A 16,494-nucleotide genomic window follows, 5' to 3' on the forward strand; every position below is an offset into this window, starting at 1 on the left:
CCCGGGGGTGGAGCGGCCGCCGGGCCGCCGGTCAGTGGTTGCTGGGGAAGCCCAGGTCCACACCGGCCGGGGCGTCGGACGGGTCCGGCCAGCGGGTGGTGACGACCTTGCCGCGGGTGTAGAAGTGCACGCCGTCGTTGCCGTAGATGTGGTGGTCGCCGAAGAGCGAGTCCTTCCAGCCACCGAAGGAGTGGTAGCCCACCGGCACCGGGATCGGCACGTTGACGCCGACCATGCCGGCCTCGATCTCCAGCTGGAAGCGGCGGGCGGCGCCGCCGTCGCGGGTGAAGATCGCGGTTCCGTTGCCGAACGGCGAGGCGTTCATGAGGGCGACGCCCTCCTCGTACGTGTCGACGCGCAGCACGCACAGGACCGGGCCGAAGATCTCGTCCTTGTACGCGTCCGAGTCGGTGGACACGTTGTCGAGGAGGGAGAGGCCGATCCAGTGGCCCTTCTCGAAGCCCTCGACGGTGTAGCCGGTGCCGTCCAGGACGACGTCGGCGCCCTGGGCCGCGGCGCCCGTGACGTAGGAGGCGACCTTGTCGCGGTGGGCGGCGGTGATCAGCGGGCCCATCTCGGACGTGGCGTCGTTGCCGGGGCCGATCTTGATCTTCTCGGCGCGCTCCTTGATCTTCGCGACCAGCTCGTCGCCGACGGAGCCGACCGCGACGACGGCGGAGATCGCCATGCAGCGCTCGCCCGCGGAGCCGTACGCGGCGGAGACGGCGGCGTCGGCGGCGGCGTCGAGGTCCGCGTCCGGCAGCACCAGCATGTGGTTCTTCGCGCCGCCGAGCGCCTGGACGCGCTTGCCGTTGGCGGTGGCGGTCCGGTGGATGTGGCGGGCGATCGGGGTGGAGCCGACGAAGGAGACCGCGGCCACGTCGGGGTGGGCGAGCAGCCCGTCGACGGCGACCTTGTCACCGTGCAGGACGTTCAGCACGCCGTCGGGCAGACCGGCCTCGGAGGCCAGCTCGGCCAGCAGGTTGGCGGCCGACGGGTCCTTCTCGCTGGGCTTGAGGACGAAGGTGTTGCCGCAGGCGACGGCGAGCGGGAACATCCACATCGGCACCATGGCCGGGAAGTTGAACGGGGTGATGCCCGCGACGACGCCGATCGACTGGCGGATCGCGGCGACGTCGACCCGGCTGGAGACCTGGGTGGAGAGCTCGCCCTTGAGCTGGGTGGTGATGCCGCAGGCCAGCTCGACGATCTCCAGACCGCGGGCGACCTCTCCCAGCGCGTCCGAGTGCACCTTGCCGTGCTCGGCGGTGATCAGCGCGGCGATCTCGTCGCGGTGGGCGTCCAGCAGCGCGCGGTAGCGGAAGAGGATCGCCGTACGGGTGGAGAGCGAGGACGTGCCCCACGTGGCGTAGGCGGCCTTGGCGGAGGCGACCGCGGCGTCGACCTCTTCGATGGAGGCCAGCGCGACCTGGGTGGTGACCTCGCCGGTGGCCGGGTCGGTGACCGGGCCGTAGTTGCCCGACGCGCCCTCGACGGTCTTGCCACCGATCCAGTGGTTGACGGTCTTCATGACAGGAACTCCTTCAGTGACGTCTTCAGAGGTGGTGGCGACGGTCGGCGACGTGGCGGTCGTACTCTTCCCGGGCTTTCAGGGCCGACGGCCGGGTGGCCGTCTCCGCTACGGGGACATCCCACCACGCCTGTGCCGGAGGGGGGCCCGACAGAGTGTCTGCCGTTTCGGTCTCGGCGTAGACACAAGTGGGACGGTCGAAGGAGCGGGCCTCGGCCAGGGCTTCACGCAGGTCACGCACGCTTTCGGCGCGCAGCACCCGCATCCCGAGGGACGCGGCGTTGGCCGCGAGATCGACGGGCAGCGGCTCCCCGGTGAACGTTCCGTCGGGGGCCCGCCGCCGGTAGGCGGTGCCCAGGCGTTCGGCTCCGACCTGCGCGGACAGGCCGCCGATGGAGGCGTAGCCGTGGTTCTGGAGGACGACCAGTTTCACGGGGAGTTCGAGCTGGACGGCGGTGACGATCTCGGTGGGGTTCATGAGGTACGTGCCGTCGCCGACCAGCGCCCAGACGGGGCGGCCGGGGGCGGCCAGCTGGACGCCGATCGCGGCCGGGATCTCGTAGCCCATGCAGGAGTAGCCGTACTCCACGTGGTACTGGCGCGGGGAGCGGGCCCGCCACAGCTTGTGCAGGTCGCCGGGGAGCGATCCGGCCGCGTTGATCAGGATGTCGTCGTCGCCGACCAGGGCGTCGAGGGCGCCGAGGACCTGGGCCTGGGTGGGGCGGGCGGCCGGGTCGGGGGCGGCGAACGCGGCGGTGACGCGGCGCTCCCAGGCCGTCTTGGCCTCGGTGTACTCGCGTACGTAGGCGGGGGCGACGCGGTGGCGGGCGGTTTCCGCCAGGGCGGTGGTGAGGGCTTCGAGGGCGGTGCGGGCGTCGGCCACCAGCGGGAGCGCGCCGAGCTTGTGGGCGTCGAAGCCGGTGATGTTGAGGTTGAGGAAGCGGACGTCCGGGTGCGCGAAGAGGGTGGCGGAGGCGGTGGTGAAGTCGGAGTAGCGGGTGCCGACGCCGATGACCAGGTCGGCGGTGCGGGCCAGGGCGTCGGCGGTCGCGGTGCCGGTGTGGCCGATGCCGCCGACCTCGGCGGGGTGGTCGTGGCGCAGCGACCCCTTGCCCGCCTGGGTGGTGGCGACGGGGATGCCGGTGGCGTCGGCGAGGGCGGCCAGGGCCTCCTCGGCGGCGCTGTGGTGGACGCCGCCGCCCGCCACGATCAGCGGCCGGTCCGCCGCGCGCACCGCCCGTACCGCGCGGTCGAGTTCGTACGGGTCGGGGGCGGGGCGGCGTACGTGCCAGACGCGTTCGGCGAAGAACTCCTCGGGCCAGTCGTGCGCCTGGGCCTGCACGTCCTGCGGCAGTGCGAGGGTGACGGCGCCGGTCAGGGCGGGGTCGGTCAGGGTCCGTACGGCCTGGAGGGCGGCCGGGACCAGGGCCTCGGGGCGGGTGACGCGGTCGAAGTAGCGGGAGACGGGGCGCAGGCAGTCGTTGACGGTGACGTCGCCCGCGCCCGGGACCTCCAGCTGCTGGAGCACCGGGTCGGCGGGCCGGGCGGCGAAGGTGTCGCCGGGCAGCAGGAGGACGGGGAGGTGGTTGACGGTGGCGAGGGCGGCGCCGGTGACGAGGTTGGTGGCGCCGGGGCCGATGGAGGTGGTGACGGCGTGGGTGGACAGCCGCCCGGACTGGCGGGCGTAGCCGGCCGCGGCGTGCACCATGGCCTGTTCGTTGCGGCCCTGGAGGTAGGGCATCGTGGCGGCGGACTCGACGAGCGCCTGGCCCATCCCGGCGACGTTGCCGTGGCCGAAGATGCCCCAGGTGGCGGTGATCAGGCGCTGCCGCCGGCCGTCGCGCTCGGTGTACTGGCGGGCCAGGAAGGCGACCAGGGCCTGGGCGGTGGTCAGTCTGCGGGTTCCGGTGCTCATGGGCGCGCCTCGGGGCCGTAGAAGGGGAGCCGGGGGTCCACCGGCTGCTGGGGCCAGGTGTCGCGGATCCAGCCGTGGTCCGGGTGGTCGGTGATCAGCCACTCCCGCTGCTCCCCGGGCCCCGCCATCACGTTGAGGTAGTAGAGGGTGCGGCCCGGGGAGGCGATGGAGGGGCCGTGCCAGCCGTCCGGGATCAGGATCGCGTCGCCGCTGCGGACCTCGGCGAGCACGTCCGTACCACCGGCCCGGGAGGGCGAGACCCGGTGGTAGCCGAGGCCGTCGTGCTCGACCTCGAAGTAGTAGATCTCCTCCAGCACGGATTCGGCGCCGGGGCGGTGCTCGTCGTGCTTGTGCGGCGGGTAGGACGACCAGTTGCCGCCGGGGGTGAGGACCTCCACGGCGATCAGCCGGTCGCATTCGAAGGTGTCGGCGGCCGCGAAGTTGTTGACCTGCCGGGAGCAGTTCCCGGAGCCGCGCAGTTCGACGGGAACCTCCGGCGCGGGGCCGTAGCGAGCGGGGAGTCGTCGCTCGCACTTCGCTCCTGCCAGGGCGAAGCGGCCTCCGGCGCCGGAGGCGATCTGTGCATGGGCGTCGCGCGGTACATAGGCGAAGTCGGACACGCCGCTGAACACGCTTTCCCGGCCCAGCAGTTCAAAGATCTCACCTGAGGAACGCGCCGTACAGCCACCCGTCAGCGGCAGCACGATCCACTCGCTGTCCCCGGTGTCGAACGTGTGGACGCCGCCGGGGGCGAGCTCCAGGACGCGCAGGCCGGAGCGGTCCCAGCCGGCCAGCTCGGGGCCGATGTCGAGGACGTGGTCGCCGTGCGCCGTGCTCCCGGCGCGCAGGTGGTGGCGGGTGCCGCCGTCGGTCGTCATGCTCCTGTGCTCCTCTCCTTCTTCTCGTGCGCCGTCTCCTCGTTCCCGCGCAGCGCGGCCTCGATCTCGTACGGGAACGGCATGGCGGACGAGCAGGCGAGCCGGCCGGCGACGAGGGCGCCCGCCGCGTTCGCGTACCGCATGACGCGCTCGGTGGGCCAGCCCGCGAGGAGGCCGTGGCAGAGCGCGCCGCCGAAGGCGTCGCCCGCGCCGAGGCCGTTGACCACGTCGACCGGCAGCGGCTCCACCCGGACGGCGGTGCCGTCGCGGTGGACGGCGAGCACGCCTTCGGGGCCCTGCTTGACGACGGCGAGTTCGGCGCCCGCGTCGAGCAGGGCGCGGGCCGCCGCGTACGGTTCGCGCTCGCCGGTCGCGATCCCGCACTCCTCGAGGTTGCCCACGGCGACGGTGGCCAGGGCGAGGGCTTGGTGGTAGAGGGCGGCGGGGCCGGTGCCCCGCGCGGGGTCCCAGAACATCGGGCGCCAGTCCAGGTCGAAGACGGTGATGCCGGAGCGGTCGCGGGCGCGCAGTGCGGCGAGGGTGGCGGAGCGGCTGGGCTCGGCGCACAGGCCGGTGCCGGTCGCCCAGAAGACCCGGGCGGACCGGATCGCGTCCAGGTCCAGCTCCGAGGTGCGGATCTCCAGGTCGGGGGCCTTGGGCTGCCGGTAGAAGTAGAGCGGGAAGTCGTCGGGCGGGAAGAGTTCGCAGAAGGTGACCGGTGTCGGGTACGCGTCGACGGACGTCACCCACCGGTCGTCCACCCCGAACTCCCGCAGCTGCTCGCGGAGATACGTCCCGAAGGGGTCTTGGCCGGTGCGGGTCACCACCGCCGTCCGCCGGCCGAGCCGGGCCGCCGCGACGGCGACGTTGGACGGTGAGCCGCCGAGGAACTTTCCGAAGGTGTCGACCCGGGAGAGGGGCAGACCGGTCTGGAGCGGGTAGAGATCCACACCGATACGGCCCATGGTGATGACGTCGTACCGCTCCGGCACATCCATCCCTCCGACACCGCCCCTCTGCCCGATCCGGGTCCGGCCCGATCCGGGTCCCGGCCGACCCGGGTCCGAGGTGACCGCCCTCGGATCCAGTCGTAGATCTAGTCGTCCACCCGACCCCTGTCAATGGTTTGTCCGGACATACGGACCAATGATTGACACCTGCTCACCCGGCCGTGACCCTGGACCGCATGACCTCCTCGTCGGCGGTGGCCCCGTCCCGTATCCGCATCGGTTCGGCTCCCGACTCGTGGGGGGTCTGGTTCGCCGACGATCCGCGCCAGGTGCCCTGGCAGCGCTTCCTCGACGAGGTCTCCGCGGCGGGTTACGCGTGGATCGAACTGGGCCCGTACGGCTACCTCCCGACCGATCCGGCCCGCCTCGCCGAGGAGACCGGCCGGCGCGGGCTCTCGGTCTCGGCCGGGACGGTGTTCACCGGATTGCACCACGGACCGGGCGTCTGGGACCGGACCTGGGCGCATGTCGCCGGGGTCGCGGCACTCACCCGGGCGATGGGCGCCGGGCACCTGGTCGTCATCCCCGCGTTCTGGCGCGACGACCGGACGGGCGAGGTGCTGGAGGACCGCGACCTGACCGCCGGGCAGTGGCGCGATCTCACTGCCCAGACGGAGCGGCTGGCCCGCGAGGTGCGCGACCGCTTCGGACTGCGCGTCGTCGTCCACCCGCACGCCGACACCCACATCGACACCGAGGAGAACGTCGCCCGCTTCCTCGACGCCACCGACCCGGACCTGGTCTCGCTCTGCCTGGACACCGGGCACTACGCCTACTGCGGCGGCGACAGCGTGAAGCTGATCGAGACGTACGGCGAGCGGATCGGCTACCTCCACCTCAAGCAGGTGGACCCGGAGATCCTGGCCGGTGTGGTGGCGGACGGGGTGCCGTTCGGGCCGGCCGTGGCGCGGGGCGTGATGTGCGAACCGCCGGGCGGGGTGCCCGCGCTGGAGCCGGTGCTGGCCGCCGCCCGGCGGCTGGACGTGGACCTCTTCGCCATCGTCGAGCAGGACATGTACCCCTGCCCGCCCGACAAGCCCTTCCCCGTCGCCCGCCGGACCCGGGAGTTCCTGCGCTCCTGCGGCGGCCGCCCCTGAGCCGCCCCGCCCCGCGGCCCCCTCCCGTCTCCCGCTCCCCGAATGCCCCGTCCCATCCCGCGCCATAGGATGCGGACACATCGGGGAATACGCGCGAATCGCCATCGCCGAGGGAGTCCGAGTGAACTGGCCCAGCGATCCCGGCCGCCCGCCGCCCGCCGAACCACCCGGGTGGCCCTCACCGCCCGCGCCGGCCGCCGGCCACCGGCGCCCGCCCGCACCGTCGCAGCCGCGCCGCGGCCTGTGGAAGCGGTGCCTGTGGGGCGGGGTGGCCCTCTGGCTGCTGACCGCGATCATCACGTACACCACCCAGAACACCAATCTGCTGCCGACGCTCATCCTGCTCGGCAGCTTCCTGATTCCCGCCGTCTTCGTCCTGTGGGCGTACGAGCGGCACGGCCGGGACCTGGGCGCGCCGCTGATCCTCGGCTGCTCCCTGACCGGCGGCATCCTGGGTGTGCTCGGCGCCTCGGTCGCGGAGTCGTATCTGCTGCACCCCTCGATCTGGATCTTCCTCGGGGTCGGCCTGATCGAGGAGGCGGTGAAGCTCCTGGCCCTGATGTTCGTCCTGCGCCGCCATCCCGAGGTGCGCGGCATGCGGGCCGGACTGGTGCTCGGCGCGGCGGTCGGATTCGGCTTCGCCGCCTTCGAGAGCGCGGGGTACGCCTTCAACGCCGCCGTCACGATCCAGGGCATCGATCTGCGGGCCCTGCTGGAGACCGAGGTGCTGCGCGGGGTGCTGGCACCCTTCGGGCACGGGCTCTGGACCGCGATCGCCGGTGGCGTACTGCTCTCGTACCGGAGGCCGAACGGGCGGTTCCGGCTCGCCGCGCCGGTGATCGGCGCCTACCTCGGCGTCTCCGTACTGCACGCTCTCTGGGACTCGATGCACGGCATCGCGCTCTGGCTGGTCATCAGGGTCACCGACACGAACCTGAGCCGCGAGCTCTTCGCACAGGGCTACCTCCCGGCCCCCACCGCCGCACAGCAGCACCTGTTCACCCTCTTCTCGGTGGGCGGGATCGTGGTGATCACGCTGATCGCGCTGGCCTGGCTGCGTTCGCTGGCCCACAGCGCGCGAAGTCCGGGGAACGATCCTCGGCAGGGCACTCGCATTCATACCCCCTAGGGGTATACAGTGGAACACGTCGGAACGCACCGGGCCTCCCGGGCCCGCTCCGGCGACGCACACCTTCCCGCCCGCCGAAGAGGAGAAGACCATGACCGCCGAGACCCAGCTTCCCCAGGCCACCGGTTCCTGCTGCACCCCCGAGGGCTCCTGCCACAGCGGGGCGGACGCCGGTACGCAGGCGTCGGGCGGGGTGACCACCGTCTACCAGGTGTCCGGCATGACCTGCGGCCACTGCGAGGGTGCCATCTCCGAGGAGGTCTCCGGCATCGAGGGTGTCACCTCGGTGAAGGCCGTGGCCTCCACGGGCCTGGTGACCGTCGTCTCCACGGCCCCGCTGGCCGAGGACGCGGTGCGCGCCGCGGTCGACGAGGCCGGTTACGAGCTCGTCGGCCTCGCCTGAGCACCTTGCCGCCACGGAGCGCGTCGGTCACGTCCGCGACGCCCCCGCAGCCGGGCCGGACCCGCCAGCAGATACTGGTAGGGCACGGCCCGGTCGGCATTTCAGGAGTTTCGGACATGCACAGCACGACGGAGGCCGAGACCCGCACCGCGGCGGACTCGACCGCTGAACTCACCATCGGCGGGATGACCTGCGCCTCCTGCGCGGCCCGTATCGAGAAGAAGCTCAACCGGATGGACGGCGTCACCGCCACCGTCAACTACGCCACCGAGAAGGCCAAGGTCAGCTACCGGGGCGAGGACGTCTCCGTACAGGACCTGATCGCCACCGTCGAGAAGACCGGCTACACCGCACAGCCGGTACGGGCCCCGAAGCCCCCGCCCCCGCCGTCACCCGCGGCGCGGACCGGTGCCGGGTCCCGGCACGCCGGGCCCGACGACGACACGCCCGACGACGACACGCCCGACGCGCTGCGTCGGCGGCTGACCGTCTCGGCCGTGCTCGCCGCCCCCGTCGTCCTGCTCGCGATGGTGCCCTACCTCCAGTTCGACAACTGGCAGTGGCTCTCCCTCACCCTCGCCGCCCCCGTCGTCGTCTGGGGCGGACTGCCCTTCCACCGCGCCACCTGGGCCAATCTCCGGCACGGCGCGGCCACCATGGACACCCTGGTCTCGATCGGCACGCTGGCCGCCTTCGGCTGGTCGCTGTGGGCCCTCTTCCTCGGCGATGCGGGCATGCCCGGGATGCGGCACGGCTTCGACCTCACCGTCCGGCACGCCGGTGACACCTCCACCATCTATCTGGAGGTCGCGGCCGGGGTCGTCACCTTCATCCTGCTGGGCCGCTATCTGGAGGCGCGGTCCAAGCGGAAGGCCGGTTCCGCGCTGCGGGCGCTGCTGCACCTGGGCGCGAAGGAGGTCTCCGTGCTCCGCGGCGGTACGGAGGTGCGCGTCCCCATCGCCCGGCTCACCGTGGGCGACCGCTTCGTGGTCCGCCCCGGCGAGAAGATCGCCACGGACGGCACCGTCGTCGAGGGCGCCTCGGCCGTGGACGCCTCGATGCTGACCGGCGAGTCCGTGCCCGTGGAGGTCGGCGTGGGGGACGGGGTCGCCGGGGCCACCGTGAACACCTCCGGCCGGCTCGTCGTCGAGGCCACCCGGGTCGGCGCCGACACCCAGCTCGCCCGGATGGCGAAGCTCGTCGAGGACGCCCAGAGCGGCAAGGCCGAGGTGCAGCGCCTCGCGGACCGGATCTCCGCCGTCTTCGTCCCCGTGGTGCTGGTGATCGCGCTGGTCACCCTGGTGGTGTGGCTGCTGACCGCGGACGACGTGACGGCCGCGTTCACGGCCGCCGTGGCCGTACTGATCATCGCCTGCCCCTGCGCCCTGGGCCTCGCCACCCCGACCGCCCTCATGGTCGGCACCGGACGCGGCGCCCAGCTCGGCATCCTCATCAAGGGACCCGAGGTCCTGGAAACCACCCGCCGCGTCGACACCATCGTCCTCGACAAGACCGGCACCGTCACCACCGGCCGCATGACCCTCCTCGACGTCCACACCACCGACACCACCACCGAGAACGAAGTACTCCGCCTCGCCGGAGCCCTCGAACACTCCTCCGAACACCCCATCGCCCAGGCCGTCGCCACCGGCGCCACCGACCGCACCAAGTCCACCCTCCCCACCCCCGAGGACTTCGCCAACATCCCCGGACTCGGCGTCCAGGGCACCGTCGAGGGCCACGCCGTCCTTGTCGGCCGCCCGCGCCTCCTCGCCGACGCGGGGATCGGTGTCCCCGAGCCGTTGTCCCGTGCGGTCGCCGAGGCGGCGGCGCGGGGGCGCACCGCAGTCCTGGTCGCCCGGGACGGCGAGGCGCGGGCGGTCCTGGAGGTCGCGGACAAGATCAAGGACACCAGCGCGGAGGCGGTCGCCGAGCTGCGGGCGCTCGGCCTCCGCCCCGTCCTGCTGACCGGCGACAACCGCGCCGCCGCCGAGGCGGTGGCCCGTGCCGTCGGGATCGACGAGGTGCACGCCGAGGTGCTGCCCGAGGAGAAGGTGCACGTCATCGAGGCTCTTCAGGCCGAGGGCCGGTCGGTCGCCATGGTCGGGGACGGGGTCAACGACGCCGCCGCCCTGGCCACCGCCGACCTGGGCCTCGCGATGGGGACCGGAACGGACGCCGCGATCGAGGCGAGTGATCTCACGCTGGTTCGTGGAGATCTCAAGGTGGCCGCCGACGCGATCCGGCTGTCCCGGCGCACCCTGACCACCATCAGGGGCAACCTCCTCTGGGCATTCGGCTATAACACAGCCGCCCTGCCCCTTGCGGCATTTGGCCTGCTCAACCCTATGATTGCGGGAGCGGCGATGGCCTTCTCATCGGTCTTCGTCGTGACGAACAGCCTACGGTTGCGCGCCTTCACGTAACTTCCACAAAGAGATCCAGATCACACGGATTTCCAGGTAACCATCCGGCGGGCTCGTGAGTCTAAGAGTGCGATGCCAAGGATGTCTTGGGGGACGTCCGCGGAGCGTCTTGGGGGACGCTCCGGGCAAGCGTTGGCCGGGGCACGTGCACCGGGGAGCTTTGAGCGGCCCTCCCGTACGGTACGTACCCCGGCAGATCGCAGCAGGACGCGCGGTACTCAGGACCGCGGGAGCAGGACCACAAGAGAAGATGCGCGGCTCGCAGCAGCCGCGCGGCGCTCAGGAGCTGCGGCTCCCACAGACGCCCGGCCGGATCCCGTGGGGGGAATCCGCTCCGGGACATGGGAAGCGCCTCGTTGTCGGCCCGTGGGGGGATCGACGACGAGGCGCTTCTCGCTTTTCTGGTCCCGCTTCCCCGGTCTCGCTCTTCCGGTCTCGCTCTTCCGGTCTCGCTCTTCCGGTCTCGCTCTTCCGGTCTCGCCCTTCCGGGCGGCGGGGACCACGCGGTTCCGGGCTGCGGCGGGACCACGCGCGACGGGCCCCGCACACGCAAATCGCCCCGGACACCGCGCTCTGTGCGAAAGCGCGGTACGCGGGGCGAAAAGTCGGCCGGCCTCGGTGGCCGGGGGTCGTGCGGGGGGTGTCAGGCGGTTCAGCGGCCCTCGACCGGGACGAAGTCGCGCAGGACCTCGCCGGTGTAGATCTGGCGCGGGCGGCCGATGCGGGAACCCGGCTCCTTGATCATCTCGTGCCACTGGGCGATCCAGCCGGGCAGGCGGCCGAGCGCGAAGAGCACGGTGAACATCTCGGTCGGGAAGCCCATGGCCCGGTAGATGAGACCGGTGTAGAAGTCCACGTTGGGGTAGAGGTTGCGCGCGATGAAGTACTCGTCGCTCAGCGCGTGCTCTTCCAGCTTCAGCGCGATGTCGAGCAGCTCGTCGGACTTGCCGAGCGCGGACAGCACGTCGTGGGCGGCGGCCTTGATGATCTTGGCGCGCGGGTCGAAGGACTTGTAGACGCGGTGGCCGAAGCCCATCAGCCGGACGCCGTCCTCCTTGTTCTTCACCTTGCGGATGAAGGAGTCGACATCGCCGCCGTTGGCCTGGATGCCCTCCAGCATCTCCAGCACCGACTGGTTGGCGCCACCGTGCAGGGGGCCCCACAGGGCCGAGATGCCGGCGGAGATCGAGGCGAACATGTTCGCCTGCGAGGAGCCGACCAGACGCACGGTGGAGGTCGAACAGTTCTGCTCGTGGTCCGCGTGCAGGATGAGCAGCTTGTCGAGCGCGGAGACCACGACCGGGTCCAGCTCGTACTCCTGGGCCGGGACCGAGAAGGTCATGCGCAGGAAGTTCTCGACGTACCCGAGGTCGTTGCGCGGGTAGACGAAGGGGTGGCCGATCGACTTCTTGTAGGCGTACGCCGCGATCGTCGGCAGCTTGGCGAGCAGCCGGATCGTCGAGAGGTGGCGCTGCTCCTCGTCGAACGGGTTGTGGCTGTCCTGGTAGAACGTGGACAGCGCGCTGACGACCGAGGAGAGCATGGCCATCGGGTGGGCGTCGCGCGGGAAGCCGTCGAAGAAGCGCTTGACGTCCTCGTGCAGCAGCGTGTGCGAGGTGATCTCGTTCTTGAAGGTCGACAGCTCGTCGACCTTGGGAAGCTCACCGTTGATGAGCGTGTACGCGACCTCCAGGAACGTCGAGCGCTCGGCGAGCTGCTCGATGGGGTAGCCGCGGTAGCGGAGAATGCCCTGCTCACCGTCGAGGTAGGTGATGGCGGATTTATAGGCTGCGGTGTTGCCGTATCCGCTGTCCAGTGTCACCAGACCGGTATTGGCCCGGAGCTTCCCGATGTCGAAGCCCTTGTCGCCGACGGTGCTGTCGATCACCGGGTAGGTGTACTCGCCGTCGCCGTACCGCAGTACTACAGAGTTGTCGCTCACGTCATCCCTCACCGACGTAGTGCCTCTTCTCAGAGGGTTCCCTGACTGTCTTCACCCTCCCCCATTTGGCGCAGGAGAGTGCACTCGGGGTCGTCCATTGGACCTACTCGCGGCACTGAGTGCCGCGAGCCTACTCATCCTGCCCCCTCCCTTCCGGTTCCGGAAGGGCCGCGTGATGTTTCCCACCGATTTGATCGATCATTTTATCTGCCGTTCCTCCGGCGATCCTCCGCCGGAGCCCCCGGACAGCCGGTAATCCAGCGCCGTACAGCGTCTGCCCGCGGAAACCGTGCGGACCGCCTGGCCGATCGCCTGACGCGAACCGACCAGTACGACAAGCTTTTTGGCTCGGGTGACGGCGGTGTAGAGGAGGTTGCGCTGGAGCATCATCCACGCACTCTTGGTGACCGGAATGACCACGGCCGGGTACTCACTGCCCTGGGAACGGTGGATCGTCATGGCGTACGCGTGGGCCAGCTCGTCCAGCTCGTCGAAGTCGTAGCCGATCTCCTCGTCCTCGTCGGTGAGCACGGTCAGCTTCTGTTCGTCCGGGTCGAGGGCGGTGACGATGCCGACCGTGCCGTTGAAGACGCCGTTCTCCCCCTTGTCGTAGTTGTTGCGGATCTGGGTGACCTTGTCGCCGACCCGGAAGACCCGGCCGCCGAACCGCTTCTCGGGGACGTCCGGGCGGCCCGGGGTGACGGCCTGCTGGAGGAGCCCGTTGAGCACCCCGGCCCCGGCCGGGCCCCGGTGCATCGGGGCGAGGACCTGTACGTCGCGCCGCGCGTCGAGCCCGAACCTGGCGGGAATCCGGCGGGCCGCGACGTCCACCGCGAGCTTGCCCGCGTCCTCCGTCTCGTCCTCCACGAAGAGGAAGAAGTCCTCGAGGCCCTGGGTCAGCGGCGGCACCCCGGAGTTGATCCGGTGCGCGTTGGTGACCACGCCGGACTGCTGGGCCTGGCGGAAGATCGTGGTCAGCCGGACGGCGGGGACGGGGCTTCCGTCGGCGAGCAGGTCCCGCAGCACCTCCCCCGCACCGACCGACGGCAGCTGGTCGACGTCCCCGACGAGCAGCAGATGGGCACCTGGTGCCACCGCCTTCAGCAGCTTGTTGGCGAGCAGCAGATCCAGCATCGACGCCTCGTCGACCACGACCAGATCCGCGTCCAGCGGGCGGTCCCGGTCGTACGCGGCGTCGCCGCCCGGCTTCAGTTCGAGCAGCCGGTGCACGGTGGACGCCTCGGCGCCGGTCAGCTCGGAGAGCCGCTTGGCCGCCCGCCCGGTCGGCGCGGCCAGCACCACCTTGGCCTTCTTGGCCCGCGCCAGCTCCACGATCGACCGGACCGTGAACGACTTCCCACAGCCGGGCCCGCCGGTCAGCACCGCGACCTTCCGGCTGAGCGCCAGCCGCACCGCCGCCTCCTGCTCGGGCGCCAGCTCCGCCCCCGTGCGTCCCCTGAGCCAGGTCAGCGCCTTGTCCCAGTCCACGTCGGCGAAGGCGGGCAGCCGTTCCTCGGGCGTCCGCAGCAGCCGACCCACCTGCGCGGCGAGCGCCACCTCGGCGCGGTGGAACGGCACCAGATAGATCGCCGTGACCAGCTCGCCACCCTCCGGCGAGGGCACCTTCTCCCGTACGACGCCCTCCGGGTCCTCCGCCAGCTCGGCGAGGCACTCGATGACCAGGCCGGTGTCGACCTGGAGCAGCTTCACCCCGTCCGCGATCAGCCGCTCCTCGGGGAGGAAGCAGTGCCCCTGGTCGGTGGACTGGGACAGCGCGTACTGGAGTCCGGCCTTGACCCTTTCCGGGCTGTCGTGCGGGATGCCGACCGCCTGGGCGATCTTGTCGGCGGTGAGGAAGCCGATGCCCCAGACGTCGGCGGCCAGCCGGTAGGGCTGGTTCTTCACGACGGAGATCGAGGCGTCCTCGTACTTCTTGTAGATACGGACGGCGATGGAGGTGGAGACGCCGACGCCCTGGAGGAAGACCATCACCTCCTTGATCGCCTTCTGCTCCTCCCAGGCCGCGGCGATCATCTTCGTCCGCTTCGGGCCCAGGCCGGGCACCTCGATCAGGCGCTTCGGCTCCTGCTCGATGACGTCCAGGGTGTCGACGCCGAAGTGGGTGGTGATCCGGTCGGCCATGACCGGGCCGATGCCCTTGATCAGGCCGGAGCCGAGATAGCGGCGGATGCCCTGGACGGTGGCGGGCAGGATCGTCGTGTAGTTCTCCACGACGAACTGCTTGCCGTACTGGGAGTGCGAACCCCAGCGGCCCTCCATCCGCAGCGACTCCCCCGGCTGCGCCCCGAGCAGCGAACCGACCACCGTCAGCAGGTCGTTCGCCCCGCGGCCGGTGTCGACGCGGGCGACCGTGTACCCGTTCTCCTCGTTGGCGTACGTGATGCGCTCCAGCACACCTTCGAGGACGGCCGGGTTGGGCATGGTGGACATACAACCGACGGTACCGGCCCGCACCGACACTCCGGGGCGGGCTCCCTCGGTACGACTTCCTCAGTGCGGCTCCCTCGGTACGGCTTCCTCGGCACGGCTCCCTCGGTACGACTTCCTCAGTGCGGCTCCCTCAGTGCGGCTTCACGTACTCCACCTTCACCACGTCCGGCACGCCGGGCAGCCTCTTCCGGCCGGCCAGGAGTGGCTGCGCCGAGGTGTCGCCCAGGAGGTACCGGCGGAAGAACGCCACGGTGTAGCCGGTGGCGATCCGGCGCTGGGCGGCCTCGCCGAGCCCCTGGTCCCGCCGGTCCGTGCCGTCCTGCGCGACGCACTGTCCGCGCCGCTCGCCGGGGATCGCGTCGTTCACCGCGGCCACCTGGCCACTGCTCGGGGACCACTGGGTGTTGAAGTAGTTGTGGTTGCCGCCGGTGAGGGTGATGCCGTGCAGGGGCGCCTTGTTCTTCCGCTTGTTCCACTTCACGTACTCACCGGTGTTGACCTGGTCGCAGGTGCCCCACAGCACGGCCAGCGGCACCTTGGTGACCGGCTCGACGTCCCAGGTGGCGGTGGGTGCGAGGCCCAGCGCCGCCTTCACCCTCACCCCGGCGGGCCAGTCGCCGTGCCGCCGGTCGGAGACCTGCTGCATCACGCCCCCGCCGCCCATGGAGTGGCCGAGGGTGCCGACCCGGCCCAGGTCCAGGCGGCCGGCGAACGCGGCGCCCTTGCCCCGCCCGGTCGCCGGGTCCTTGAGTTTCCCCCTCAACGGCCCCTTGCCCGCGTCGAGTTGGCGCCACAGCTCCAGATGCTTGTTGATGAGCGCGGCCCGCGCCCGGTACACCGAGTCAGCCTGGCCGCCGCTGGTCGCGTTGATCCCGTTGGCCCCCGTCGAGACCACCACGAAGCCCTCGCGGGCCAGCTTCTCGGCCAGGTACTCGTACCCGGAGCTGCTCGGCAGCGGCGCGACCCCGGCCCGGCAGGGCCAGGCCCAGAGCCGGTCGCTCATCCTGTCGATGATCTCCGTCTGCCGGGCCGCCGCCGCCTCGTCGCCCGCCTGCTCGGCCCGTTCCAGCGCCTTCCGCGCCTTCGTCAGCGCACGCTGGGCGGGCCGGTCCGCGCAGGTGGCCCACTGCCCGTGCTGCATGACGATCAGCGGATGCCTGCCCGGCGCCGGCCCCGGAGACCCGGACGCCTCGGGGTAGCGGACGACCGCGGCGATCTCGCTCTTCCCCTCGTACGGCGCCCCGGGCTCGAAGGCCAGGTCCCCGAGGTCGTACACCGCCCGCCCCACGGACACGGTCGCCGCGGCCGGGTCCGCGGTGACGGCCCCGGCCTCGGCGGGCGCGGTCACCACACCCGCGACGATCAGGGCCCCCGCGGCCAGCGCCGCCGTACCGGCCACCCGGCTGCCTCGCTTCGCTACCGTCGTCACCGCCATACGCGGTCCAGCCTCCCAGGTCGCTCCGGTCGTTCACGACCGACCACGACCGGGCGGATGTGCTCCGCGTGCCGTGGACGGACGCGCCCACCCTGACCGGGACTTGTCAGAAACCTGTGAGCCCGGCGTCAGGGAATCCGCCGGGGCGGCTCCCGTACGCCGGGCTCCCGCGGCAGCGGCCCGCGGCCCCGCACCGCTCCGCGACCCTGCCGAGACCGGGGCGCCCCTCGCCGCTGATCGTCCTGGAGATCCGGCCGCGGACGAGCAAGGAGGCGGC

11 protein-coding genes are annotated in these 16,494 nt (G+C 71.5%); 4 read left to right on the forward strand and 7 right to left on the reverse strand.

The window, feature by feature from the left end; translation table 11 throughout:
- Positions 1-31: 31 nt before the first annotated feature.
- Genes ACFCV8_RS08195 through iolC form a run of 4 tightly spaced genes read right to left on the reverse strand, consistent with a single transcriptional unit; the run spans position 32 to position 5,316 of the window.
- Positions 32-1,531: a CoA-acylating methylmalonate-semialdehyde dehydrogenase gene (locus tag ACFCV8_RS08195; RefSeq protein WP_376684463.1), complete on the reverse strand. Its 1,500-nt coding sequence runs from the start codon at positions 1,529-1,531 to the stop codon at positions 32-34.
- Between the two features lie 25 nt (positions 1,532-1,556).
- Positions 1,557-3,446, reverse strand: coding sequence for a 3D-(3,5/4)-trihydroxycyclohexane-1,2-dione acylhydrolase (decyclizing) (gene iolD / locus ACFCV8_RS08200; protein WP_376684464.1), 1,890 nt, complete (start codon positions 3,444-3,446; stop codon positions 1,557-1,559).
- A complete protein-coding gene (gene iolB, locus ACFCV8_RS08205) occupies positions 3,443-4,324 on the reverse strand; it encodes a 5-deoxy-glucuronate isomerase (RefSeq protein ID WP_376684465.1) in 882 nt (293 codons plus the stop codon). The genes iolD and iolB overlap by 4 nt, the downstream gene beginning before the upstream one ends.
- Entirely contained in the window at positions 4,321-5,316 is a 996-nt protein-coding gene (gene iolC, locus ACFCV8_RS08210; RefSeq protein ID WP_376684510.1) for a 5-dehydro-2-deoxygluconokinase, read from the reverse strand. Before iolC ends, iolB begins: the two co-directional genes overlap by 4 nt.
- A 194-nt stretch (positions 5,317-5,510) precedes the next feature.
- On the opposite strand from iolC, the gene ACFCV8_RS08215 reads away from it, so the two are divergent.
- The 4 genes from ACFCV8_RS08215 to ACFCV8_RS08230 all read left to right on the forward strand — a co-directional run bounded on the left by ACFCV8_RS08215 (position 5,511) and on the right by ACFCV8_RS08230 (position 10,389).
- The gene (locus ACFCV8_RS08215; protein ID WP_376684466.1) at positions 5,511-6,431 is read left to right on the forward strand and encodes a sugar phosphate isomerase/epimerase family protein; all 921 of its coding nucleotides are present in this window, start codon (positions 5,511-5,513) and stop codon (positions 6,429-6,431) included.
- Between the two features lie 121 nt (positions 6,432-6,552).
- On the forward strand, positions 6,553-7,560 hold the full coding sequence (locus ACFCV8_RS08220) for a PrsW family intramembrane metalloprotease (RefSeq protein ID WP_376684467.1): 1,008 nt from the start codon (positions 6,553-6,555) through the stop codon (positions 7,558-7,560).
- 91 nt (positions 7,561-7,651) lie between these two features.
- Positions 7,652-7,963, forward strand: coding sequence for a heavy-metal-associated domain-containing protein (locus tag ACFCV8_RS08225; RefSeq protein WP_376684468.1), 312 nt, complete (start codon positions 7,652-7,654; stop codon positions 7,961-7,963).
- Positions 7,964-8,079: 116 nt separating this feature from the next.
- Entirely contained in the window at positions 8,080-10,389 is a 2,310-nt protein-coding gene (locus tag ACFCV8_RS08230; protein ID WP_376684469.1) for a heavy metal translocating P-type ATPase, read from the forward strand.
- 652 nt (positions 10,390-11,041) lie between these two features.
- Here the strand turns inward: ACFCV8_RS08230 and ACFCV8_RS08235 are convergent.
- The 3 genes from ACFCV8_RS08235 to ACFCV8_RS08245 form a co-directional block, all read right to left on the reverse strand.
- Positions 11,042-12,331, reverse strand: a complete 1,290-nt coding sequence (locus ACFCV8_RS08235; RefSeq protein ID WP_376684470.1) for a citrate synthase — start codon at positions 12,329-12,331, stop codon at positions 11,042-11,044.
- A gap of 198 nt (positions 12,332-12,529) precedes the next feature.
- Positions 12,530-14,773 carry an ATP-dependent RecD-like DNA helicase gene (locus ACFCV8_RS08240; RefSeq protein WP_376684511.1) on the reverse strand — a complete coding sequence of 748 codons (2,244 nt, stop codon included), beginning with the start codon at positions 14,771-14,773 and terminating at the stop codon, positions 12,530-12,532.
- 139 nt (positions 14,774-14,912) lie between these two features.
- The gene (locus tag ACFCV8_RS08245) at positions 14,913-16,211 is read right to left on the reverse strand and encodes an alpha/beta hydrolase family protein (protein WP_376684471.1); all 1,299 of its coding nucleotides are present in this window, start codon (positions 16,209-16,211) and stop codon (positions 14,913-14,915) included.
- Positions 16,212-16,494 lie beyond the last annotated feature (283 nt).

Source organism: Streptomyces sp. NPDC056347 (assembly GCF_042262625.1).
In the GTDB taxonomy this organism is placed as follows: Bacteria; Actinomycetota; Actinomycetes; order Streptomycetales; family Streptomycetaceae; genus Streptomyces.